This window comes from Bacillus cereus G9842 (genome assembly GCF_000021305.1).
Taxonomy (GTDB): Bacteria; Bacillota; Bacilli; order Bacillales; family Bacillaceae_G; genus Bacillus_A; species Bacillus_A thuringiensis_S.
Map to the genome: position 1 here is coordinate 4,473,258 of NC_011772.1, position 23,280 is coordinate 4,496,537.

Sequence of the window (23,280 nt, forward strand, 5' to 3'; positions counted from 1 at the left end):
ACGGATTATACTCAGCCTTTAGATTCCCATAGGTACCATATACAATCCAGTATCTTCATCCTGTTTTACAATGACATCTACACCATATATTGCTTTAACCATCTCTTCTGTTATTACATCATTAGGATTACCTTTCGTAATGATCTCTCCATCTTTCATAACGATAATATGGTCGCTATAACGAATGGCTTGATTAATATCATGTAATACCATTACAATCGTTAATCCATACACTTCATTTAACTCTTTCACTAATTCTAATATTTCTAGCTGATAGTAAATATCTAAATAGGTTGTCGGTTCATCTAAGAAAAGCATTGGTGTATTTTGAGCTAATGTCATTGCGATCCAAACTCGCTGCCTCTCTCCACCGGATAAAGCATAGATTGGCTTATCACGCTTACTTTGTAAATTCGTACATACTAGTGCACGCTCTATCGCTTCTCTATCTTCATCTGTTTGCGGAGAGAAAATATTTTTATATGGCATACGCCCAAAGCTTATTAGCTTTTCCACTGTAATATCTGCTGGAGCCTCATTTTGTTGGTGGACAACTGCTAGCTTTCTAGCAAACTCTTTCGGTTTATATTCACTAATCGCTTTCCCATCAAGTATTACTTCTCCACTGCTAGGAACGTGATTTCTAGACATGACACTAAGTAATGTTGATTTCCCGCATCCATTCGGGCCAATGATTGTTGTAATTTTCCCAATTTCTATTTCACTACTAACAGACTTTAAACGATTTGTTACGTTATCATATGAAAAGGTTACATTTTTAATTTCCATGAACTTTATCACTCTTTCTAAGCAAGAATATTAAGAATGGACCACCAATAACCGCCATAATTGTTGCTGCTGGAATTTCATTAGGTGGCACAATTAACCTTCCAATCGTATCCGCCGTCAAAATTAATAACGCCCCTGCAAGAGCAGAAAATGGAATTAATACTTTATGGTCTGAACCGACCAATTGTCTTGAAATATGCGGAACTAGCAATCCTACAAAAGCAATAACACCTGCAATCGCTGTTGATACTGCCGCTAAGAGTACTGCAATGGCAGAAATAATAAGACGAACTCTCGTCACGTGCAAGCCTAAGTTTTTCGCAGTCTTATCTTGTAGCGATAATAAGTTACACCAAGCTCCTACGAACAGAGCAAGAATAAGACCAATCGTTCCATAAGTCACCATTATTTCTACATCGCCCCACGTCTTCATTGTTATGTTAGAAGTCGTCGTTTGCTTAATACTTTTAATAAAATACCCACAAATCGTAACGAATGATTCATTTAATCCAGTAAACATCGCATTAATGGCAATACCAATTAAAATAATGCGAAGTGGGCTTAACCCTGACTTCCATGAAAACGAATAAACGAGATAACACGCAAGCGCACCACCTAAAAAGGCGAATACGGGGGTCCAGAAAAAGAATTGCGGGAACAAAGTAATAATAACGAGTGTCATAAAACTTGCTCCTGAAGATATACCGATTACCCCAGCATCAGCGAGTGGATTCTTCATAACAGCTTGAAAAAGCACCCCTGAAACAGCAAGAGCCGCTCCAGTGAACAGCGCAATAATAATACGAGGGAAACGTAAATCTTTAATGACTTCAACATCTTCATTTCCACCTATAAATATCCCTTGTACAAGTTCAACAATACCTACTTCTAAACTCCCTTTCATCGCTGACAATGATGTCATAACAATGAGCAATGCAGTAACAATGAGGAAACTCCAAGTTTTTTTATTCATTCTACTCTTCCTTTATATTAAAATGCATCACGGATACATCATTTTTTTCAATTCATCTAAAGCTTCAATTGCTGCTAAATTGCCTGTCGTTCCAAATAAACGCTCTTCTAAATCATAAACACGGTTATTTTTAACCGCAGCAAAGTGTTTCCAAATATCATTTGTTTTAAATTCTTTATCAAACATTTTTACAACCTCATCAGGCATACCATGAGCTGCTCGTAAAATAATATCTGGATCAGCTTTCTTTAAATACTCTGTATTAGAAGCTAAATATTCTACTTGTTCACCTTGCACAATATTTTTACCACCTAATTGTTTTACTAAATCTCCAATATAAGAATGCTCTGTTGCTACTAAATAACTTCCCGGCACACCTAATAAAATAAGCACTGTCGGTTCTTTCTTTCCTTTTACTTCCTTTTGAATGCTAGCAACCTTTTTATCTAACTTAGTTACTACTGCTTCAGCCTGTTTTTCACGTCCATATTTCTTACCTAAATCGCTAATAGAACTTTGCATATTTTTTAAACTCGTTAAATCTAAAAAGTTTGCTTTCATACCCACACCATCAAAAACTGGCTTTAATTCGTATTCAAGTGTTGTCACAGATAACACTTCTGAAGGCTTTAATGACTTTACCTTTTCCATATCTGGACTCATTGGATTCCCAACTTCAGGTAAACCTTTATATCGCTTCGGTAAAGTTTTAGAACTTGTTGGAACACCGACTAAATCTACTTCTAACGCATCCATAATTTCAGTAACAGCCACTGTTGTTGCAACAACGCGCTCTTTACTCTCTCTCTTTACCTGCTTTGCTGTTTCTTTTTTTGGTGACGAGCACCCGGCTATACTCATTAACAAAATGATAGCCATTAGTACACTTACGATTTTCTTCACTCTCAATCACCACTCCCTTCCATACAATATGAAACAAGTCTTGATGCACGCGAACATGCATCAAGACTCCAAAAATTACAATCTACCTGCTCTATATTTACGAACTAGTAAAGCAAGTGAACCTAGCAGTAACACCATATATAAACCAAGTTGTGCTGTATCTGCAGTTTTTGAGTTTTTCTCTTTTTTTGAATCATTTTTTGTATCTTCTTTTTTCTTCTGACCATCTGCATTTCGGTTAAAATCAGGAGTACCTACTGTTTTTACATTATCTACTTTCGGTGTAGTCACTGGATTTTCCGGTTCATTCTTCGGTTCCTCTTTAATAGTTCCTAACGCGCCGATATTATTTGTATCAAATTGAATTTGTACATCGTAGAAATGATGATAGTTCATCTCATCGATGTCTACCTTTACTTTTGCGTTTAATTTTTTAAATAGATCTTCTACTTCAAACTGTACTACTCGCGTATTTGCATTTTTATCTTCGCTTACTACTTTCGCATCAGCGAATAGTTCCTTGTTTTCCGTTTGGAATTTCGTAATCCACGCACTATTTTTCAGCGTCATCTCAATGTATTTTTTACCATCTTTTACGATTAATTTCGCTGGATTTACAACATAGTCATGCATCTTTGAAATTTCATCTGTTTTATCTTTTAATACTTTAAATGTAATATCATATTGGCCATCTACTAAATTTTTCGGATCAACTATTACTCTCGGGTTATTATTTCCACCTTGGTTGTTGTTTCCACCTTGGTTGTTGTTTCCACCTTGGTTGTTGTTTCCACCTTGGTTGTCGTTTCCACCTTGGTTGTCGTTTCCGCCTTGGTTGTCGTTTCCGCCTTGGTTGTCGTTTCCGCCTTGGTTGTCGTTTCCACCTTGGTTCCCTAAAGCTTTAATACTGTCTTGATCAAATACAAATTGAACATCGTAGAAATGGTGATAATTCATTGAATCAATATCTACTTTTACTTTTGCATTTAATTTTTTAGACAAATCGTTTACTTCTACTTCTACTACTCTTGTATTTTGTTCTTTATTTTCACTTAACACTTTTGCATTAACGAAAGAACCATTCTTCTCAAATTCAAATTTCGTAATCCATGTACTATTTGTTAATGTAAACGATACGTATTTCTTACCATCTTTTACTTTTAATACACCTGGGCTTTTTGTGTATGTGTTCATCATTGAGATTTCATCTGTTTGATCTTTTAACACTTTAAAGCCAATGCTGTATTCACCATCTTTAAGAGCTTTTGGATCAATTGTTGTGTTATTATCTTGGTTATTGTTTCCACCTTGATTGTCGTTTCCGCCTTGGTTGTTATTTCCGCCTTGATTGTCGTTTCCACCTTGGTTGTTGTTTCCGCCTTGGTTGTTATTTCCACCTTGGTTGTTGTTTCCGCCTTGATTGTCGTTTCCACCTTGGTTATCTAACGGCTTAATGCTACCTTTATCAAATGCAAATTGAATATCGTAAAAATGGTGATAATTCATTGAATCGATATCTACTTTTACTTTTGCATTTAACTTTTTCGATAAATCTGGCACTTCTACTTCCACTACGCGTGTATCAGCTTTTTTATCTTCACTTATTACATTTGCATCAACAAACGAACCATTTTTCTCAAATTCAAATTTTGTAATCCAAGAACTGTTCGTTAACGTAAATGATACATACTTCTTACCATCTTTTACTTTTAGCACACCTGGACTTTTTGTATATGTGTTCATCATTGAAATTTCGTCTGTTTGATCTTTTAACGCTTTAAAATTGATGCTGTATTCACCATCTTTAATTGTTTCAGCATCTGGTTTTTTATTTTCATCTGGTTTTTCTACTTCTGGTTTTTCTACTTCTGGTTTTTCTACTTCTGGTTTTTCTACTTCTGGTTTTTCTACTTCTGGTTTTTCTACTTCTGGTTGTTTCTCTTCATTTTTAATTTGTTCAAGTTTATCTTGTTCAAATAAAAGTTGTACATCATGCGTTTGCTTATAATTTCTTGATGCCATTTCGATAAATACTTTTGTATTTAGTTTTTTAGATAAATCGTTTACTTCAAACTCTACTACTCTTGTATCTTTTTCCTTATCCTCACTCACTACTTTTGCATCAACAAATGCGCCATCTTTTTCCGTTTGGAAATTTTTAATTAATGAGCTGCTTTTTAGTGTTACAATTGCTTTTTTCTTACCGTTTTCTACTTTTAATACTCCTGGATTTACCATGTAAGTATTCATCTTAGATTCTTCATCTGTTTGATCTTTTAATACTTTAAATGGAATGCTGTACGCACCATCTGTAATTGTGTTAGAATTTGGTTGTTGATCTGGGTCAGGCTTTTGGTCGGGCTTCTGACCTGGATCGGTAGTTTCATTTGGATCTGGCTTATTAGCTGGGTCCTCTTTTTCATTTGGTTTTTCTACATGAATTGGTGTAATGCTATTTTGATCAAATGCAATACGAACGTCGTACTCATGATGATAATTTAAAAAATCAATATCTACTTTTACTTTTGCATTTAATACCTTCTCTACATCTTCTACATCAAATTCTACTACTCTTGTATCTTTTTCTTTATCTTCACTAATTACATTTGTCGCAACTAGCTTACCTGCTTTTTCTGTTTCAAACTTCGTAATCCATGAACTATTTGTTAATGTAAAGGATACTTTCTTTTTCCCATCCTTCACTTTTAAAGTTCCCGGGCTTACTGAATATTGATTCATCATTGATTCTTCATCTGATGTATCTTTTAAAACTTTGAAGCCAATTGAATATTCACCGTCAGCCAACTTGGTAGCTGCTTGAACTGCAAGTGGTTGTAATGTTGATACGAATGTAAATATCATTAAAAACATAGCAACAATAATTTTTGTATACCTGTTCAATGGAACGACTCTCCCTTTTGAAAATTATTTAATACTATTCCCATCAAATACAAAGCGAATATCATACGAAGCATTATAATTAATAATTGGAATATTAATTTTCACCTTGCCATTTAGTTTTTTTGACAAGTCAGCAACTTCAAATTCTACAACTCTAGTATTATCTTTTTTGTTTTCACTTAACACGGTTGTTTCTACAAATTGACCATCTTTTTCTACTTGGAAACTTTTAATAGAAGCACTATCTTTCACTTTAAATGAAACATATTGTTTTCCATTTTTAACTGTTAATGTTGCTGGGCTTTCAAAATAACTATTCATTCTAGACGATTCATCTTTATCGCCTTTCCATACAGTAAAAGCAATATTATATTTTCCATCAGCTAGTTTTGTAGCAGCCTTTGCATCTTGTAAACCTAGTGTTGCGATAAACGTAAATAAAACAGCAAATACGGCAATAATCATTTTAAATTGTTTAAACATATATTCATCACCCTTCAAAAGATTTATTTACTCAACTTCACTTTACGAATTAAGAAAGCACCTGAAATAAGAATTAACGCTGCAAACAATCCAATACGTGCTTCATCGCCTGTTTTTGGATTATCTGTTTTTTCAGCTTTTCCATTTTCATTTTTTGTTTCTTTGTTCACTTCTTTAGCTGTTTCCTTACTCTCTACTTTTGTTTTCTCTTCTTTTACTTGTGTATCTGTTTTCGCTTGATCATTATTTTTTGTAGTAGCAGCTATGCCGTTATCGCCACCTACAGCTTTTACATTTGCATCAAAAGCAAAACGAATTGTGTAGTGGTGGTCATAGTTTGCATTTGGTACAACAACATGAATTTTTACAGCTGCCGGTTTGGATAAATCATCTACTTTAAACTCTACTGTTCTTTTATCTGCCGATTCATCTTTACTAACAACTTTCGCATCAACAAAATCCCCGTTCTCTGGTGCTTTAAATTCTGTAATCCAAGCACTATGATTCATCGGAACTTGTACTCTCATCTCACCGTTTTTCACTACTAATTTTGCTGGCTTTTCAAAATAGTCATTTGCCATTGAAGCTGAATCATTTTCCGCTTTTTGAATTACGTAATTAATATCGTAAGTACCATCAGCTAGTTTTGCTGAAGCATTTCCGTATGGCATTACAAGAAAAGCTAGCATACATACGAACGTTATAATAAAAGCGGGTAATACAGAAACCTTTTTCATTTTTCTTGTTTCCTCCTTGGTCATCTTTCATTTCACTTTTTTGAAAATGATAATTATTCTCAATTTATAAGAAAAAAATAATCTCTTTTACCTATTATTTAATTAGCATTCTTTTATGTAACATAAGTATTATTGATTATCATTCTCATTGAATATTAAAAATAATATCTCACCCTATTCCTTATACAAAGGCATAGAAACTGAGAAAAAATTATAAAACTTTTTTATTGATTATCATTCTCAATATAAATCAAAAAAAATAAACTATCTCTTCGCCTCTTCTTTCACCTCTTCCCATAACAACACTATAGTTATAGAAACCCCTTATCCCTCACTTCCCTTCCAATATTTCCACAACTAAGTCAATCTTAGCCTACTCATAAATTTTTTGTCAACTATATTACGTATAAAATTTTTAATATCTGAATTTCTCTATATATGGCTTTTTCTACAAAAAAAGAGACTTTCTATTATAGAAAGCCTCTTTTCTCTATTTTTCTACAGCAATTTCCTGCTTTTGAAACTTAGAAACTATATAACCAAATCCTATACCGATTATGCCTGGAACTAACCAACCAATTCCTACACTATATAATGGAATCTTATCTAAAATAGGTGCTAGCGCTGCAATTTGAAGGTTTGCATTGTGTAATCCATCAAAGAAACTGATTGCAAATGCTCCTACAATCCCCCCCACATACATCGCTAATGGAAGACGAACGTAGTTTTCAACAAGTGATAATACGATAAGTACGATTCCAATTGGATAGATAGCGATTAAGATTGGTAATGCTAATGCATTTAACTGAGTTAACCCAAGATTTGCTACCATAAATGCTAATACACAGAAAATGAAAACGACTTTTTGATAAGAAAGCTTTGGTAATAAGGAAGAGAAGTAATCACCACAAGCTGCAACAATACCTACAGAAGTTGTTAAACACGCTGCTGTAATTGCGATCCCTAGTAATAAAGTTCCGTAACTGCCAAATAAATGATTCACCACATTTGTTAAAATAATTCCTCCGTTTGCGCCCATTCCAAGTGACACACTAGAAGCTCCAAGATAAGCAAGCGCTAAATACACAAGTAGTAGACCAAGCGCTGCAATAAATCCTGCAAAGATTGTTACTTTTGCAATACTATTTTTATTTGTAATGCCTTTTTCTTTTAACGCATGAATTACAACATTTCCGAATACAAGTGCTGCAAGTCCATCTAAAGTTAAATATCCATCAATAAATCCTTTGAAGAGAGGAGCACTATACACTTCTGTCGGTGCACCAAATTCTCCAATTGGTGTAATAAGTGCTTTACCTACGATAATTGCAATAACAGCTAATAATATTGGAGTTAGCACTTTACCAATACGCCCCACTAATTTCGAAGGATTTAAAGCTAAATAGAAAGTTACTGCAAAGAAAATAAGTGTAAAGATAACAAGTGGATATGACTGACCTGCTATCTCACTTGGTAAAAACGGTGCAACACTCATCTCATAAGCTACTGTTCCTGTACGCGGCACACTTACGAATACGCCTAAACATAAATAAATGGCAGTGATAAAAACAAGTGCGAATATAGGATGTACACGTCCTGCTAGCTCATTAATATCTCCCTTTAAAGCTATAACAATTACGCCTAATAAAGGTAGTCCAACGCCTGTTACAATAAAACCAAACAGCGCGATCCATACGTCCGTTCCAGCACCTTGCCCTAACGCTGGTGGAAAAATCATATTACCTGCACCAAAAAACAGTGCAAATAACATTAAACTTATTGCAAACATCTCTGAAAACTTTAAAGATGATTTCATTTCTACTAACCCCCTAAAATAATTAATTGACAAAATATTCTGAAAAATAATCCGTCACATATCCTCTTTCAAGCACACTTCCCCGTAAAAGAACGCAAAAAACACCCGTCCCTAACAAAGGGACGAGTGTTGAAATCGTGGTTCCACCCTTATTCTAATAAAATGAATTTATAACGAAATAAGCTCATTTTATAGCTCGTGTAAATTGATAACGGTTTTATCCGCCAAGAATTACAATGCATCATGCATGCAGTTCACTCTTGAAGTTTAGAGGTGGTAAGCTTGTCTTTTCGTATTAGGAAGCTCACAGCCTAAGGCTCCCCTCTCTGAGAATCGTAAAATACAACTCATGTCCTCATCATTACTTTTATAAAATATCTTGTCGAAACTTGTTGTTTTTTATTATATGGGCTATTTTTTAAAAAATCAATAGTTTTATTTTTTCTGACAAAAAAATATTGGGAGAAAACTTTTCCTCCCTATAACTGATCTATTAGAATGTCTAATTCCTCCGATGTAACGCTCCTCCACTTTCCTACTTCAAGCTCATTTAGCTCTATATTCATAATGCGTACTCGCTTTAGCTTTATTACAGTAAACCCGAAAGCACGGCTCATTCTACGAATTTGCCTGTTCATCCCTTGCGTTAAAATGATACGAAATGTTGATTGATCGACTCTCGTCACTTTACACGGCTTCGTCATACCATCTTTAATCTTTACACCGCTGGACATCTCATTAATAAACCAGTCCGTAAAAGGTTTATCGACTGTGACAACATATTCTTTCTCATGCTCATGATCACCATGTAAAATTTGATTCGCAATCGTACCGTCATTCGTTAATAAGATAAGTCCTTCTGATGCTTTATCTAATCGCCCAACTGGAAAGATTCGCTCTGGATAATTGATATAATCAATAATATTATCTTCAATATGCTCGGCTGCTGTACAAGTAATTCCGACCGGCTTATGAAAGGCTATATACACCTTCTCTTTCTCTTCTTTTGCAATAACCTGCCCATCAATCGTTACTACATCACCATCGCTCACGAGTGCACCGTGCGTACATATTTCGCCGTTAATAGCCACGCGTCCAGCTTTAATGAGGCGATCTGTTTCACGTCTTGAGCAGGATTTTGCTTCGCTTATGTATTGGTTGATTTTCATGTTTTATTCCTTTTCACATATATTAAAAGCGTCAATCTATGGCAATATCATTATGCCACGATTGACGCTTTTTCAATTCGCAAAAACAACTAAATAAATAACCCCAATCACCAAAAATATTCCACAACAAGCTAACAATACTTTTGCAAGTTTGTCCATAAACATATAATGGTTTCCCCTTTGTTTCGTTGTTTGCTATTTTAATTCGACAACTGTTACGCCTAGGCCTCCCTCGCCCATGTCACCGTAACGGTAATTCTTCACGCCGCGGTGCTTCTTCAAGTAATCTTGTACACCTTGGCGAAGCGCTCCTGTTCCTTTACCGTGAATGATTGATACACGGGGATAGCTTGCAAGCTGTGCATCGTCTAAATATTTTTCAACGCGCATCATTGCATCTTCATAACGTTCACCGCGAAGGTCAAGCTCTAACGACACGTGATAATCTCTACCCTTCACACTTGCGACTGCTTTTTTCTCTGTTTGTTTCGGTGTGTTAATGTATTCCATGTTAGATTCTTTTACTTTCATCTTCAGAATACCGATTTGTACGCTCCACTCTGTATCACTTACCTTTTCAAGTAATTGACCTTTTTGACCGAACGTTAATACTTTTACTTCATCGCCTGCACGTAACTGTTGCTTCGGCGCAGTATTTTTCACGTTTACTTTTTGTTTCTTCACAAGCTCTGGCGCTGTTCCTTCTAGACGGCTCTTCGCTTCAATAAGCTCATGATCTTTCACATTTACAAGCTGTGCTTTACGCAATTGACGAAGTTCTTGAATAATGCCTTCTGCTTCTTTCTTCGCAGCTTCGACTTTTTCTTCCCCTTCTTTTTGCGCTTTTAATAATTTTTCATCACGCTCATCGTTAAACTCAATAATTTGACGTTGCAACTCACGATGAAGTTTCTCAGATTGTTTGCGAAGTGCCTCTGCTTCGTTCCAGTCACGCTCTGCGTTCTTCTGGCTTTCTTCTAACTTCGCAATCATATTTTCAATTTTATTTGTATCTGTACTAATGTGGTTACGTGCTTGATCAATAACGCGATCAGATAATCCAAGGCGCTTTGAAATTTCAAAGGCGTTACTGCGACCTGGTACACCGATTAATAATTTATAAGTTGGACTTAATGTATTTACATCAAACTCAACACTCGCATTAATAACTTGCTCACGGTTGTATCCGTATGCTTTTAATTCTGGGTAATGCGTCGTAGCAACAACACGAGCACCGCGGTTACATACTTCATCTAAAATCGAAATTGCTAGTGCAGCACCTTCTTGCGGGTCTGTTCCAGCACCTAATTCATCAAATAAAACTAAGCTTTCAAAATCAGCTTTTTCTAAAATATCTACAATGTTCACCATATGTGAGGAGAACGTACTTAAGCTTTGTTCAATCGACTGCTCATCACCAATATCAGCAAAGATGTTTTTAAATACACAAATCTCTGACTCATCCATTACTGGAATGTGAAGACCAGATTGCGCCATTAATACACAAATACCAACTGTTTTCAGCGTAACTGTTTTACCACCTGTATTCGGTCCTGTAATAACAATTGTCGTGAAATCTTTACCTAGCATAATGTTATTTGGCACAATAATTTCTGGATCGATTAGCGGATGACGAGCTTGTCTTAAATCCATATAACGCTCGTTATTTACGATTGGTTTCGTTGCTTTAATTCGCTTCGCATAAAAAGCTTTCGCAAAGATGAAATCAAGATTTGCAACTACTTCTACGTTTGATAAAACGATATCGGCTTCTACTGCCACTTCTTCTGTTAACATTAATAATATACGTTCAATTTCTTGTTTTTCTTTCACTCGTGCTTCTTGTAGTGCATTATTTAATTCTACAATGACTTGCGGTTCAATAAATAACGTTTGTCCAGAAGCAGATTGATCGTGAACAATACCACCATATACGCCGCGGTATTCTTGTTTTACTGGGATTACGTAACGTTCGTTACGAATCGTTACAATCGAGTCAGACAGCATCTTTTGCGCGTTTGAAGAACGCGTCATATTTTCTAACTTTTCACGAATACGACTTTCCGCAGTACGAATTTGAGTACGAATACCACGCAGTTTATCACTCGCGCTATCGACTACTTCACCGCCATCACCGATGCAATTTGTAATTTTCTTTTCTAAATCATATAAAGATACAATTTGAGCGACATGAGTTTCTAAAATCGGAAGCTCGACACCGTTATCAACCATATCTTCAATGAAACGTTTCATATTGCGACTACCATACATCGTATTCGCAATATCAAGTAGTTCATTCGGGCTTAACATGCTTCCAATCTTTGCACGCTTCACATTTGAACGAATATCCGTAATGCCACCTAATGGTGCACTACCTTTTAAACGAATGACTTTCGCTGCTTCATCCGTTGTATCTTGCATTTCTACAATTTCTTCAAAATCAGTGCTCGGCACTAAATGCTTCACTTTATCACGGCCAAGTGAAGAGGCTGTATGTTCAAGTAATTGTTCTTTTACTTTATTGTATTCTAATACACGCAACGTTCTTTCTAACATGTTGCAGGTCCCCCTTGTGTTACTTATTACGTTTAATATAGTCTAATAAACGTTCAATATCCCACGTGTTAATCACGTTATCTTTTTGAATCCAACCTTTACGTGCTGCACCTACACCTGTTTCCATATCTTCTAACATTTCAAGTGTATGAGCATCCGTATTAATCGCTACTTTTACACCAGCATCTTGTGCTTGTTTTAATAATTTCGCGCTTAAATCTAGACGGTTCGGATTCGCATTTAATTCTAAAACTGTATTTGTCTCTTTTGCGAGTTGAATTAATAAATCTGTATCTACATCATAACCCTCACGGCGCCCGAGAAGACGTCCTGTCGGATGAGCAATCATTGTGACATGTTTATTCTCAAGTGCAGTACGCAGACGCTTCATAATCGTTTCACGGTCTTGTGAGAAGCTAGAGTGGATCGCTCCAATGACATAGTCTAATTCTTCTAATACTTCATCATCAAAATCAAGCGAGGCATCTGGTAAAATGTCCATTTCAATTCCGCGTAAAATTGTAATGTCTGGATACTTTTCATTCATACGTTCAATTTCTTTCGCTTGCTCACGAAGACGCTCTTTCGTTAAACCATTCGCTACTTTCAAATATTGCGAGTGATCAGTAATCGCCATAAACTTATATCCACGAGCACGGCACGCTTGTACCATTTCTTCAATAGAAAAAGCACCGTCACTCCAAGTTGTATGCATATGTAAATCACCTTGTATATCGGAAAACTGAATTAAGTTCGGATACTCTTTAATTAATTCAATTTCTTTTCCATCTTCACGCACTTCTGGCGGAATAAATGGCAGACCGAAATGAGCGAAGAAGTCTTCTTCATTCTCAAATGTTTTCACTTCACCTGTTTCCAAGTTTTCTACACCGTACTCACTAATTTTCTCGCCTTTATCTTTTGCGATTTGACGCATTTTTACGTTATGGTCTTTTGATCCTGTGAAATGGTGAAGAGTTGTAATAAACTCTTCTGGTTTTACTAAACGAAAATCGATTGAAATATCATATTCATATTGAAGACGAACCGAAACTTTCGTATCTCCACTTGCGATTACTTCAATCATATTATCGAATTGTAGTAAATGCTCACGTACCGCTGCTGGTTCTGTGGTTGCAATGATAAAATCTAAATCTTTCACTGTTTCTCTCGCGCGGCGCAAACTACCAGCGCGAGAGAAACGAATTACTTCAGCAATATTCGACAATTTCTCCTCTATTTCCCCGGCAATAGGCAATACCATCGCGATTGGTAAACGCTCTGGACGAGAGCCTACTTGATCGATTGCTTCTAATATTTTCTCTTCTGTCTTCTTACCGAAACCTGCTAAAGCCTGTACTTTATTTTCCTCACAAACAGCTTTTAGCGATTCCATATCAACAACACCAAGTTCTTTATATAACTTAGCTACCTTCTTACCACCAAGTCCTGGTAGTTTTAATAACGGCAATAAGCTACTTGGTACTTCTTTCTCAAGTTCTTGTAATACTTCAGATGTTCCCGATTCTATATATTCTTGAATAACGGCTGCTGTTCCTTTTCCGATGCCTGGAATCTTTGTGAAATCTTCAATTTCAGAAAGACTACGATCGTCACTTTCTAATGCTGCTGCCGCTTTACGAAATGCAGATATTTTAAATGGATTCGCACCCTTTAGTTCCATAAAAAGCCCGATTGTCTCTAATAATTTGATAACTTGTTTTTTATTTACTTTCATCATTGCCCCGCCTTTCTTTCATAGAAAAAAACTTCTCTTTCCGAAAAAAGAGAAGTTATACTCTGCTACCTGTCTGCCATAGTTCCTTCACCTTTTCAGATAGAATCGGTGTATCGTCTACAATTATTTTGCTAATTGATGATTTTTGTAATGGTGTTTGTACTTGTTCAATCGGAAGTATGTTTCCAATGATAATTAAGACAAACAAAATAATATATACTTCTAAAAATCCGAGGATTGCCCCCGCAAACGCATTTACTTGCTTTAAAACCGGTATTTCTGCAAACATATTTAACAAATTACCAAGTAATGAAAGTGCAATTTTAGTGATAATAAACAATATGATAAACGCAAGCGCTTGATAAAATACTGTCTCAATATTATTTGCATCAATCCATTCTGGAACAGATACGTTTTTATCAAATGGATACGGAATAAATTTCGCAAGTGCTGGCGCTAAATCTTTACAGTACCAGTATGCAACAAGGTATGCGATAATAAAGCTTGTTAACTTTACAAGTTGCAGAATAAACCCTCTGCGTAAGCCGAGGAAAAATCCCATAACAAGCAGTAAAATGATAATAATATCAATCATGTTATTCCATTCCTTTTTTTGTCATACTTTCTTTCAATTTCTCATGTTCTTCTTTTAATTTTATGTAATCGTGTATGACGTTTACCGCCGTCAATACCGCTAGTCTACTCGTGTCAAGCGAAGGATTCTTGGCATTGAGTTCGCGCATTTTATCATCCACAATCGCTGCTACCATGCGGATATGACTTGTACTTTCATCGCCAACAACTGAATATTGTTGACCATAGATTTCTACATTAATTCGACTTTTCTTTCCCTTTTGTTGTGACAACTCACCGGCCTCCAATCACGTACAGAATCCTAAAGTTTATCATACCATGAACCTTCATAATATGGAAACAGAAAGAACAATCCGATATGATAAAAATAACAATATAAAAAAAGGGGCGACCATTATGTCAAATTCTATCGTAATTCAAACAAATTCTACAGTAATTGAAGACATGAAACAACAATATAAACATTCGCTTAGCCCGAAAACTCCGCAAGGCGGGATCTTCATGGCAAAGGTACCATCTTGCACGATTACAGCGTATAAATCTGGAAAAGTAATGTTCCAAGGAGGCCGCGCTGAAGCAGAAGCTTCTCGTTGGCAAACTGTCTCTCAAACACCCAAAACAGCTGTAAAAAAAACTGTCGATTCACATCGTTATGCACCGCCTGCTTCCATCAGTACAATGTCTATTGTAGGGTCTGATGAAGTTGGTACGGGAGATTTCTTTGGACCGATGACAGTCGTTGCTGTATATGTAGATGCAAAGCAAATTCCACTACTAAAAGAACTTGGTGTAAAAGACTCTAAAAACTTAAATGACGATCAAATTACTGCCATTGCGAAACAACTTCTACATGTTGTTCCTTACAGCTCTCTTGTCCTTCATAATGAAAAATATAACGAGCTATTTGATAAAGGAAACAACCAAGGTAAGCTAAAAGCCTTGCTACATAATAAAGCTATTACAAACTTATTAGGTAAAATGGCACCTACAAAACCTGAAGGCGTCTTAATCGATCAATTCACACAACCTGATACATACTATAAATATTTAGCAAAACAAAAACAGGTACAGCGTGAAAATGTTTATTTCGCGACGAAAGGTGAAAGCGTCCATTTAGCAGTAGCCGCTGCTTCTATTTTAGCTCGCTACTCATTCGTAAAACAGTTTGACGAACTAAGCAAAAAAGCTGGTATGCCACTTCCAAAAGGTGCTGGTAAACAAGTTGATATTGCTGCAGCTAAATTAATTCAAAAGCTTGGTAAAGAACGATTACCCGAGTTTGTGAAACTGCATTTCGCTAATACGGAGAAGGCGTTTCGCTTATTAAAATAGTATCGACAAAAACAGGAGCCTACAAACTCCTGTTTTTTGTTTCACCCTACTATTGTCCTTATAGTTTTGTGACAATTACAATATACAGATTATTCTAACATACGAGGAGATTCCCATTGCTACTTCTACAAATGATTCTAAATATTTTACTAGGCGATCCACACGAAAGACAGTTCAAAATTAGAGAAAATATTCAGATACTAAGTGAAAAGCCTGCATTCAATAATTTAAAGGAGGGAATTTATATAAACGCTGTAAAAGTGAAAAAGTTATTATATGTTTTCGTACATCTCGTAGGTCCACTTTCTTACTTCATTATTTCTACTGTTTGGGGCACTTTCTTCACTACTAAATCCACATTCGAAAACATATCTGATAGCCTTAGCGTTATGGCCATCTATCACGTGTTCATGAGTTTACTATGGTTTTTCTATTTAGATCGATTAGACAAAGACATAAATCAAATTACAAAAGAGATTAACGATAACAAGATGTAATACATAAAAAGGAGAGCCCCTAAGACTCTCCTTTTTTATGTTAGCTTTGTTTCTGCTTCTTATTAGATGAAGATACCTTATGAGAACCTGTTTCATGTGTCGTCGTTCCTTGTCCTTCTACTTCCGGAGAACCTAGGCTCGATCTTGAATGATCTTTTTTCACTTTTTTACTCATTTTATTCTCACCCCTTCGCGTTACTTTTTGCTACGGGGTCATAAACTATGCAAACAAAAAAGCGAGAGGAAATCCTCTCGCTTTTTTCATATTTTAGAACTCAGAAGAACCTGGAGTTCTTGGGAATGGAATTACGTCACGGATGTTAGCCATACCAGTGATGTACATTAGGAAGCGCTCGAAACCTAGACCGAATCCAGCGTGTTTTGTACCGCCGTATTTTCTAAGTTCTAAGTACCACCAGTAGTCCTCTTCGTTCATACCTAATTCTTTAATTCTGTCTACTAAAACGTCCATTCTTTCTTCACGTTGACTTCCGCCGATTAATTCGCCGATGCCAGGAACTAGAAGGTCAGTAGCAGCTACTGTTTTTCCATCTTCATTCATACGCATGTAGAACGCTTTAATGTCTTTCGGGTAGTCAGTTACGAATACAGGGCGTTTGAAGATCTCTTCTGATAAGTATCTTTCATGCTCTGTTTGTAAGTCAATACCCCATTCTACTGGGTACTTGAAGTCAGCACCTGATTCTTGAAGTACTTTAATTGCTTCTGTATATGTGATGCGACCGAAGTCAGAGTTAATCACGTTGTTCATACGCTCTAGAACTGTTTTATCAACGAAGCTGTTGAAGAAGTCCATTTCTTCTGGTGCATGCTCTAATACATATTTCATTGCATATTTCAGCATATCTTCTGTAAGATCCATTACATCGCCTAACTCAGCGAATGCAATCTCAGGCTCAACCATCCAGAACTCAGCAGCGTGGCGAGTTGTGTTTGAGTTTTCTGCACGGAATGTAGGTCCGAATGTATATACATCACGGAATGCTAATGCATACGCTTCAGCGTTCAGCTGTCCACTTACTGTTAAGTTTGTTTCTTTACCGAAGAAGTCTTTTGACTCATCAACTTGTCCGTCTTCACCTTTTGGTACGTTGTTTAAATCTTGTGTTGTTACGCGGAACATTTCGCCAGCACCTTCTGTATCACTACCAGTGATGATTGGTGTGTGAACATGTACGAATCCACGCTCTTGGAAGAACTGGTGAATCGCAAATGCTGCGATAGAACGTACGCGGAACGTTGCAGAGAATGCATTTGTTCTTGGACGTAAGTGAGCGATTGTACGTAAGTATTCAAACGTATGACGCTTCTTTTGAAGTGGGTAATCAGAATCTGATAAGCCCTCGATATCAATTTTTTCTGCTTTAATTTCAAATGGTTGCTTCGCTCCAGGCGTTGCAATTACTTTACCTTCTACTTTCACTGAAGAGCTAAGTGGAAGCTTTGCAATTTCTTTAAAGTTCTCTAATTCTGTATCGAAAACGATTTGAACGCTTTTGAAAAAGCTACCGTCGTTTAATTCGATGAAACCAAATGCTTTTGAATCACGTAAATTACGAATCCACCCTGATACTTGTACTGTTTGACCTGCATACTTTTCTGTATCTCTATACAGACTTTTTACTAATGTGTTTTCCATAGTGAAATTCTCCTTTGCTGATATATTTAAATACAAAAAAACCTTTCATCCATAAAGGGACGAAAGGTTAAACTTCGCGGTACCACCCAATTTGTCATAAAGACCAACTTTAACTCGTATGTAATACATACTTCCCGGTTTGTAACAGGCCGGCTTCCCGTCTAAGTCTACTCTTGAATACAAGATTCAATTTCGGTTAGCAACTCCAAGGTGTTCTTCACATATACCGCCTCATCAGGCTCTCACCGCCCCTGACTCGCTTTGGATTATAGTATATACTACTTTTCCTTATCATCGTCTTTCATTTTGTTAAACTAAAATTAATGTACTACATTCGAGAGAAAGATGCAAGATGCCATAAAATATATAAGCGATTTTTGTAATATATCGACTTACCGACATCTGTCGACGATTGTGCAATAAAAAAATTGCCGGAATGAATCCGGCAATTTTCTAATTACTTACGTAACTCCGCACCAAATTTCTCTTCTACCGTTGTTAATACACGGTTATGCGCTTCTGTTACTTCTTCATCTGTTAACGTACGTTCTGCATCGAAGTAAGTCATAGAGAATGCAAGTGATTTCTTGCCTTCTTCCATTTTTTCACCTTCGTATAAGTCGAATAGTGTTACGTCTTTCAAAAGTTCTCCGCCAGCTTCAGCAATGACTTGCTTCATTTCACCAGCTTTTGTTTCTTTTGTTACTACAACAGCCATGTCACGTGTCATAGATGGGAAACGCGGAATTGCTGAGTAGTAAGTTTCTTCAGCGTCTGCACCGAATATTTTTACAAGAGATAGTTCAAATACGAATGTATTTTTCACATCTAATTGTTTTTCTGCTCCTGGGTGCAATTGACCGATGAAACCAATTACTTCGCCATCTAATACGATGTCAGCTGTACGACCTGGGTGCATACCTTCACGTTTCGCTGGTGCATATGTGATTTGTTTTGAAACGCCAAGTACGTCGAATAGTCCTTCTAGTACACCTTTCACAACGAAGAAGTCTACTACTTTCTTCTCACCTTGCCATGCATGGTGAAGAGCAAGACCTGTCATAACACCTGCAAGGTGTTGTTCTTCTTTCGGAAGTTCTCCTGCTTCTGTTGGTAAGAAGATAGAACCTACTTCGTATAAAGCAACGCTGTCGTTTTTACGAGCAACATTGTATGAAACTGCTTCTAGCAATTGTGGCACTAAGCTTAAACGAAGTTGGCTACGCTCTTCACTCATTGGAAGTGCAAGGTTTACAGGTGCCTTTTCGTTTGGCTCAATCATGTATTGTTTCGCTTTGTCAGCGCTCGTTAATGAATACGTGATTGCTTCATATAAACCAGCACCCTCTACGAAGCGACGTACTTTACGACGTTTCGTTTGTGCTGATGTTAATTTACCACGAGTCATCGTTCCAGAAGGTAATGTAACTGGAATGTGGTCATAACCGTATAGACGGCCCACTTCTTCTACTAAGTCTTCTGAAATTGTAATATCAGGACGACGTGCTGGTACATTTACATGGAATGTTCCTTCTACTTCTGTGAATGGAAATTTCAAGTTCGCGAACATTGTACCCATTTCACTCGCAGAAATATTTGTACCTAATACACGGTTTACTTTTTCAGCAGTAACAGATACTGTACGCTCTTGTACTTGTAAGTTATCAGCTTCTACTACACCTTCAAGTGCTTCACCGCCAGCATATTTCGCCATTAAGGCAGCTGCGTGTTGAATTGCTTCAAATGTACGTGTTGGGTCGATTCCTTTTTCAAAACGTGCACTTGATTCACTACGAAGACCTAAGTCTTTTGATGTGTGGCGCACTGTTTGACCTGCAAAGTATGCAGACTCAATTAGAACGTTTACTGTCTCATTTGTAACTTCAGAATCCGCCCCACCCATTACACCAGCAACAGCTAAAGCTTTTGTTCCGTTTGTAATTACAAGATGGTGGCTTTGTAATGTACGCTCTTGATCATCTAATGTTTCAATTTTTTCGCCTTCTTTTGCAAGACGAACAACGATTTCTTTTGAACCTAATTTATCGTAATCGAATGCATGTAACGGTTGACCGTATTCCATTAAAATGTAGTTTGTAATATCAACTACGTTGCTAATTGGACGAATGCCAGCTGCCATAAGACGGGTTTGCATCCACATTGGTGATGGACCAATTTTTACGTTCTTCACCATTTTTGCAATGTATAATGGATTTTCTTCTTTCGCTTCTACACTTACAGAAATGTAATCAGAAGTTTTTTCTGCTGTTTCTTGTAAGTCGATAGCTGGAAGTTTTACTTCACGGCCGTAAATAGCAGCCACTTCATATGCAACACCTAACATGTTTAAGCAATCTGCACGGTTTGGTGTTAAACCAAGCTCAAGTACTTCATCGTGTAAGTTTAAAATTTCAAGTGCATCTGCACCAACTTCAGCGTCACTTGGGAAGATAAAGATACCATCTGCATATTCTTTTGAAACTAACTTTCCATCAATGCCAAGCTCTTGAAGAGCACAAACCATACCGTGAGAAGCTTCACCACGTAGTTTTGCTTTTTTGATTTTGAAGTTACCAGGAAGTACAGCACCAACTTTTGCAACTGGCACTTTTAAACCTTTTGCAATGTTAGCAGCTCCACAAATAATTTGAACTGGCTCTTCTTCACCGATATCGATTAAGCATTTGCTTAATTTATCAGCTTCTGGGTGTTTTTCACATTCTAATACGTGACCAACTACAACACCTTTTACACCTTTATTTAATACTTCAACGCCTTCTACTTCAATACCACTTTTCGTGATTTTGTCTGCTAGTTCTTGTGCTGTTACATCTTTAATATCTACATACTCTTGTAACCAACGATATGATACGAACATATTTATCCTCTCCTTCCCTTACGCTCGTTTGAATTGTTGTAAGAAACGTACATCATTTGTATAGAAATGACGAATGTCATCTACGCCGTATTTCAACATTGCGATACGCTCTGCGCCCATACCGAATGCGAAACCTTGATATTCTTTTGAATCATAACCAGCCATTTCAAGTACGTTCGGGTGAACCATACCTGCGCCTAGAATTTCAATCCAGCCAGTTCCTTTACAAGTGCCGCAACCTTTGCCATGACACATCATACAAGAAATATCCATCTCTACAGATGGCTCTGTGAATGGGAAGAAACTTGGACGAAGACGGATTTCACGATCTTCACCGAACATCTTTTTCACGAATACTTGCAGTGTACCTTTTAAGTCACTCATACGAATGTTTTTATCAATTACAAGGCCTTCAATTTGCATGAACTGATGTGAATGCGTCGCATCATCATCATCGCGGCGATACACTTTACCAGGACAAATAATTTTGATTGGGCCTTTTTCTTTATTATTTTCCATCGTACGTGCTTGCACAGAAGATGTATGTGTACGTAGTAACGTTTCTTCTGTAATGTAGAATGTATCTTGCATGTCACGTGCTGGGTGATCTTTCGGTAAGTTTAGTGCTTCGAAGTTGTAGTAGTCTTTTTCTACTTCTGTTCCTTCAGCTACTTCATAACCCATACCGATGAATACATCTTCAATTTGTTCAACAACAGCTGTTAACGGATGGTGACAACCTGTTTCAACAGGACGACCTGGTAATGTAACATCAATTGTTTCCGTAGCTAATTTCGCTTCAATTACTGCTTTTTCTAAGTTGCTAATTTTGTCTTCTAGACGCGTTTGAATCGCTTCACGTACTTCATTCACTAATGCTCCCATACGTGGACGCTCTTCTGCTGATAATTTTCCCATGCCGCGTAATACTTCTGTAATTGGACCTTTTTTTCCTAAATACGCTACGCGTACGTCGTTTAAGCCCTTTAGCTCTTTCGCTTCTTCAATAAGCTCTAACGCTTTTTGCTTTAGCTCTTTTAAACGTGCTTCCATTTTGGAACCCTCCTAATTTTAAAAATAAAAAAACCTCGCTCCCAAAAAGGGACGAGGTAAATTCGCGGTACCACCCTAAATTGACAGAACAAGTCTGCCCACTCATTAGTTATAACGATCAATTCTGACCGGAACGCCTTTACATATACATGGTCCTGGCGTCAACTCCAGAGGTGAATTCACTTCCGTCTACCATAAGAATGCTTTCAGTCTACGGCACTCTCTCCCTATATGGCGATTTTGTAAGCTACTCTTCTCTATCAACGTTTTTCGTTATTTAACTTTTAATATAATGTACTTCAACTTATTATAAGAAGTTTTTTATTTGTTCGCAACTGGGCTTTGTAAATAATACGTTAAAATCCCTGCTGCAACCGCAACATTTAATGATTCTGCCCCGCCGTAAATCGGAATATACAAGTTTTGATCCGTTTTTGTAAGAATTTCTTGGCGTACGCCATTTCCTTCATTTCCAACAATTAATGCAAAACTTCCGGCCGGAGTTACCTCACCATACGGAACTCCATTTTCAAGAGCTGTTCCATATACAGGAACGTTATTTTCTTTTAACTTGTCTACCCATTCTTCTAAGTTCCCTTTTACAATTGGCAAGCGGAAAATAGAACCTTGTGTAGAGCGGAGTACTTTACTATTGTAAACATCAACACAACCTTCTCCAAGCACAACGGCGTGAATACCAGCTGCATCAGCTGTACGAATAATTGTTCCTAAATTACCTGGGTCTTGCAGTCCATCCAATAAAAGGAATTTCCCATCAGTAAGAGCTACTTCTTTCTCATGCTTCTCACAAACAGCAAATACACCTTGCGTCGTTTCTGTTTCACGAAGTATTTTTACAATAGCCTCAGGCACGATATACATTTCTACATCATTAACTGTCCAATCTTTCGGAAGGTCTGTCTGATCTGAAACGATAAGTTCTGTTACAATTCCTGCCTTCAAAGCTTCTTCGACTAAGTGGAATCCTTCTACAAAAAATAAACCTTTTTTATCGCGTTCTTTTTTCGTTTGCAGCTTTTTCCACTGCTTTACACGCGGATTTTGTACTGAATCAATGTTTTTCATAATATGTAGTTCCCTCTCTTCTTGTCTTATCATTATAGCCTATTTTTCATACATATTTACATAAAAAAGAACAAAAACTAACGTCAGTTTCAATTCTGAAGAAGAGGTGAAAACA

The 23,280-nt window shown here is 36.8% G+C and carries 19 protein-coding genes and 3 other annotated features; of the genes, 2 read left to right on the plus strand and 17 right to left on the minus strand.

Going from position 1 to position 23,280, the window contains the following annotated elements:
• Positions 1-18: 18 nt before the first annotated feature.
• From BCG9842_RS22545 to zapA, 12 genes are all read right to left on the minus strand, one after another.
• Entirely contained in the window at positions 19-789 is a 771-nt protein-coding gene (locus tag BCG9842_RS22545) for an ABC transporter ATP-binding protein (RefSeq protein ID WP_000403765.1), read from the minus strand.
• Positions 779-1,762, minus strand: a complete 984-nt coding sequence (locus tag BCG9842_RS22550) for a FecCD family ABC transporter permease (RefSeq protein WP_001036829.1) — start codon at positions 1,760-1,762, stop codon at positions 779-781. The genes BCG9842_RS22545 and BCG9842_RS22550 overlap by 11 nt, the downstream gene beginning before the upstream one ends.
• Before the next feature lie 27 nt (positions 1,763-1,789).
• Positions 1,790-2,671 carry a heme ABC transporter substrate-binding protein IsdE gene (isdE, locus tag BCG9842_RS22555; RefSeq protein WP_016077231.1) on the minus strand — a complete coding sequence of 294 codons (882 nt, stop codon included), beginning with the start codon at positions 2,669-2,671 and terminating at the stop codon, positions 1,790-1,792.
• Between the two features lie 69 nt (positions 2,672-2,740).
• Complete coding sequence (locus tag BCG9842_RS22560) at positions 2,741-5,566, minus strand: NEAT domain-containing protein (RefSeq protein WP_001083201.1); 2,826 nt, start codon at positions 5,564-5,566, stop codon at positions 2,741-2,743.
• A 24-nt stretch (positions 5,567-5,590) separates the two neighbouring features.
• Positions 5,591-6,049 (minus strand): NEAT domain-containing protein, encoded by a 459-nt coding sequence (locus BCG9842_RS22565; protein ID WP_000476164.1) that lies wholly within the window; start codon positions 6,047-6,049, stop codon positions 5,591-5,593.
• 23 nt (positions 6,050-6,072) lie between these two features.
• The gene (gene isdC / locus BCG9842_RS22570; protein WP_000757956.1) at positions 6,073-6,786 is read right to left on the minus strand and encodes a heme uptake protein IsdC; all 714 of its coding nucleotides are present in this window, start codon (positions 6,784-6,786) and stop codon (positions 6,073-6,075) included.
• A gap of 490 nt (positions 6,787-7,276) precedes the next feature.
• Positions 7,277-8,602, minus strand: a complete 1,326-nt coding sequence (gene brnQ6 / locus BCG9842_RS22575) for a branched-chain amino acid transport system II carrier protein BrnQ6 (RefSeq protein WP_000842652.1) — start codon at positions 8,600-8,602, stop codon at positions 7,277-7,279.
• A 115-nt stretch (positions 8,603-8,717) separates the two neighbouring features.
• Positions 8,718-8,973: a binding site (T-box leader), on the minus strand.
• Positions 8,974-9,081: 108 nt separating this feature from the next.
• Complete coding sequence (locus BCG9842_RS22580; RefSeq protein WP_000700743.1) at positions 9,082-9,771, minus strand: 23S rRNA pseudouridine(2604) synthase RluF; 690 nt, start codon at positions 9,769-9,771, stop codon at positions 9,082-9,084.
• Between the two features lie 195 nt (positions 9,772-9,966).
• Positions 9,967-12,327, minus strand: coding sequence for an endonuclease MutS2 (locus BCG9842_RS22585; RefSeq protein ID WP_000893725.1), 2,361 nt, complete (start codon positions 12,325-12,327; stop codon positions 9,967-9,969).
• Between the two features lie 19 nt (positions 12,328-12,346).
• Positions 12,347-14,065, minus strand: coding sequence for a DNA polymerase/3'-5' exonuclease PolX (gene polX, locus BCG9842_RS22590; RefSeq protein ID WP_000867524.1), 1,719 nt, complete (start codon positions 14,063-14,065; stop codon positions 12,347-12,349).
• Between the two features lie 55 nt (positions 14,066-14,120).
• Positions 14,121-14,660 (minus strand): CvpA family protein, encoded by a 540-nt coding sequence (locus BCG9842_RS22595; RefSeq protein ID WP_000565409.1) that lies wholly within the window; start codon positions 14,658-14,660, stop codon positions 14,121-14,123.
• Between the two features lies 1 nt (position 14,661).
• Positions 14,662-14,931, minus strand: a complete 270-nt coding sequence (zapA, locus tag BCG9842_RS22600) for a cell division protein ZapA (protein ID WP_000082701.1) — start codon at positions 14,929-14,931, stop codon at positions 14,662-14,664.
• A gap of 124 nt (positions 14,932-15,055) precedes the next feature.
• On the opposite strand from zapA, the gene rnhC reads away from it, so the two are divergent.
• Positions 15,056-15,991, plus strand: coding sequence for a ribonuclease HIII (gene rnhC, locus BCG9842_RS22605; RefSeq protein ID WP_000071595.1), 936 nt, complete (start codon positions 15,056-15,058; stop codon positions 15,989-15,991).
• Between the two features lie 245 nt (positions 15,992-16,236).
• Complete coding sequence (locus tag BCG9842_RS22610; protein ID WP_025989090.1) at positions 16,237-16,488, plus strand: hypothetical protein; 252 nt, start codon at positions 16,237-16,239, stop codon at positions 16,486-16,488.
• Positions 16,489-16,528: 40 nt separating this feature from the next.
• Here BCG9842_RS22610 and BCG9842_RS22615 read toward each other — a convergent pair whose 3' ends face one another.
• From BCG9842_RS22615 to BCG9842_RS22635, 5 genes are all read right to left on the minus strand, one after another.
• Complete coding sequence (locus tag BCG9842_RS22615; RefSeq protein ID WP_000039593.1) at positions 16,529-16,663, minus strand: YuzL family protein; 135 nt, start codon at positions 16,661-16,663, stop codon at positions 16,529-16,531.
• A gap of 93 nt (positions 16,664-16,756) precedes the next feature.
• Complete coding sequence (gene asnS, locus BCG9842_RS22620; RefSeq protein WP_000432189.1) at positions 16,757-18,148, minus strand: asparagine--tRNA ligase; 1,392 nt, start codon at positions 18,146-18,148, stop codon at positions 16,757-16,759.
• 52 nt (positions 18,149-18,200) lie between these two features.
• Positions 18,201-18,452, minus strand: a binding site (T-box leader).
• A gap of 153 nt (positions 18,453-18,605) precedes the next feature.
• A complete protein-coding gene (pheT, locus tag BCG9842_RS22625; protein ID WP_000498177.1) occupies positions 18,606-21,026 on the minus strand; it encodes a phenylalanine--tRNA ligase subunit beta in 2,421 nt (806 codons plus the stop codon).
• An 18-nt stretch (positions 21,027-21,044) separates the two neighbouring features.
• A complete protein-coding gene (gene pheS / locus BCG9842_RS22630; RefSeq protein WP_000388222.1) occupies positions 21,045-22,079 on the minus strand; it encodes a phenylalanine--tRNA ligase subunit alpha in 1,035 nt (344 codons plus the stop codon).
• A gap of 44 nt (positions 22,080-22,123) precedes the next feature.
• Positions 22,124-22,352 (minus strand) — a binding site (T-box leader).
• Positions 22,353-22,400: 48 nt separating this feature from the next.
• Entirely contained in the window at positions 22,401-23,198 is a 798-nt protein-coding gene (locus tag BCG9842_RS22635) for a TrmH family RNA methyltransferase (RefSeq protein WP_003309975.1), read from the minus strand.
• Positions 23,199-23,280 lie beyond the last annotated feature (82 nt).

What these genes read in the sequence shown, in the direction of transcription:
- pheT (WP_000498177.1), bottom strand. Translation starts at nt 21,026, where the DNA reads ATGTTCGTATCATATCGTTGGTTACAAGAGTATGTAGATATTAAAGAT.
- BCG9842_RS22565 (WP_000476164.1), bottom strand. Translation starts at nt 6,049, where the DNA reads ATGTTTAAACAATTTAAAATGATTATTGCCGTATTTGCTGTTTTATTT.
- BCG9842_RS22545 (WP_000403765.1), bottom strand. Translation starts at nt 789, where the DNA reads ATGGAAATTAAAAATGTAACCTTTTCATATGATAACGTAACAAATCGT.
- BCG9842_RS22580 (WP_000700743.1), bottom strand. Translation starts at nt 9,771, where the DNA reads ATGAAAATCAACCAATACATAAGCGAAGCAAAATCCTGCTCAAGACGT.
- isdC (WP_000757956.1), bottom strand. Translation starts at nt 6,786, where the DNA reads ATGAAAAAGGTTTCTGTATTACCCGCTTTTATTATAACGTTCGTATGT.
- brnQ6 (WP_000842652.1), bottom strand. Translation starts at nt 8,602, where the DNA reads ATGAAATCATCTTTAAAGTTTTCAGAGATGTTTGCAATAAGTTTAATG.
- rnhC (WP_000071595.1), top strand. Translation starts at nt 15,056, where the DNA reads ATGTCAAATTCTATCGTAATTCAAACAAATTCTACAGTAATTGAAGAC.
- BCG9842_RS22635 (WP_003309975.1), bottom strand. Translation starts at nt 23,198, where the DNA reads ATGATAAGACAAGAAGAGAGGGAACTACATATTATGAAAAACATTGAT.
- BCG9842_RS22595 (WP_000565409.1), bottom strand. Translation starts at nt 14,660, where the DNA reads ATGATTGATATTATTATCATTTTACTGCTTGTTATGGGATTTTTCCTC.
- BCG9842_RS22550 (WP_001036829.1), bottom strand. Translation starts at nt 1,762, where the DNA reads ATGAATAAAAAAACTTGGAGTTTCCTCATTGTTACTGCATTGCTCATT.
- BCG9842_RS22585 (WP_000893725.1), bottom strand. Translation starts at nt 12,327, where the DNA reads ATGTTAGAAAGAACGTTGCGTGTATTAGAATACAATAAAGTAAAAGAA.
- BCG9842_RS22615 (WP_000039593.1), bottom strand. Translation starts at nt 16,663, where the DNA reads ATGAGTAAAAAAGTGAAAAAAGATCATTCAAGATCGAGCCTAGGTTCT.
- pheS (WP_000388222.1), bottom strand. Translation starts at nt 22,079, where the DNA reads ATGGAAGCACGTTTAAAAGAGCTAAAGCAAAAAGCGTTAGAGCTTATT.
- polX (WP_000867524.1), bottom strand. Translation starts at nt 14,065, where the DNA reads ATGAAAGTAAATAAAAAACAAGTTATCAAATTATTAGAGACAATCGGG.
- asnS (WP_000432189.1), bottom strand. Translation starts at nt 18,148, where the DNA reads ATGGAAAACACATTAGTAAAAAGTCTGTATAGAGATACAGAAAAGTAT.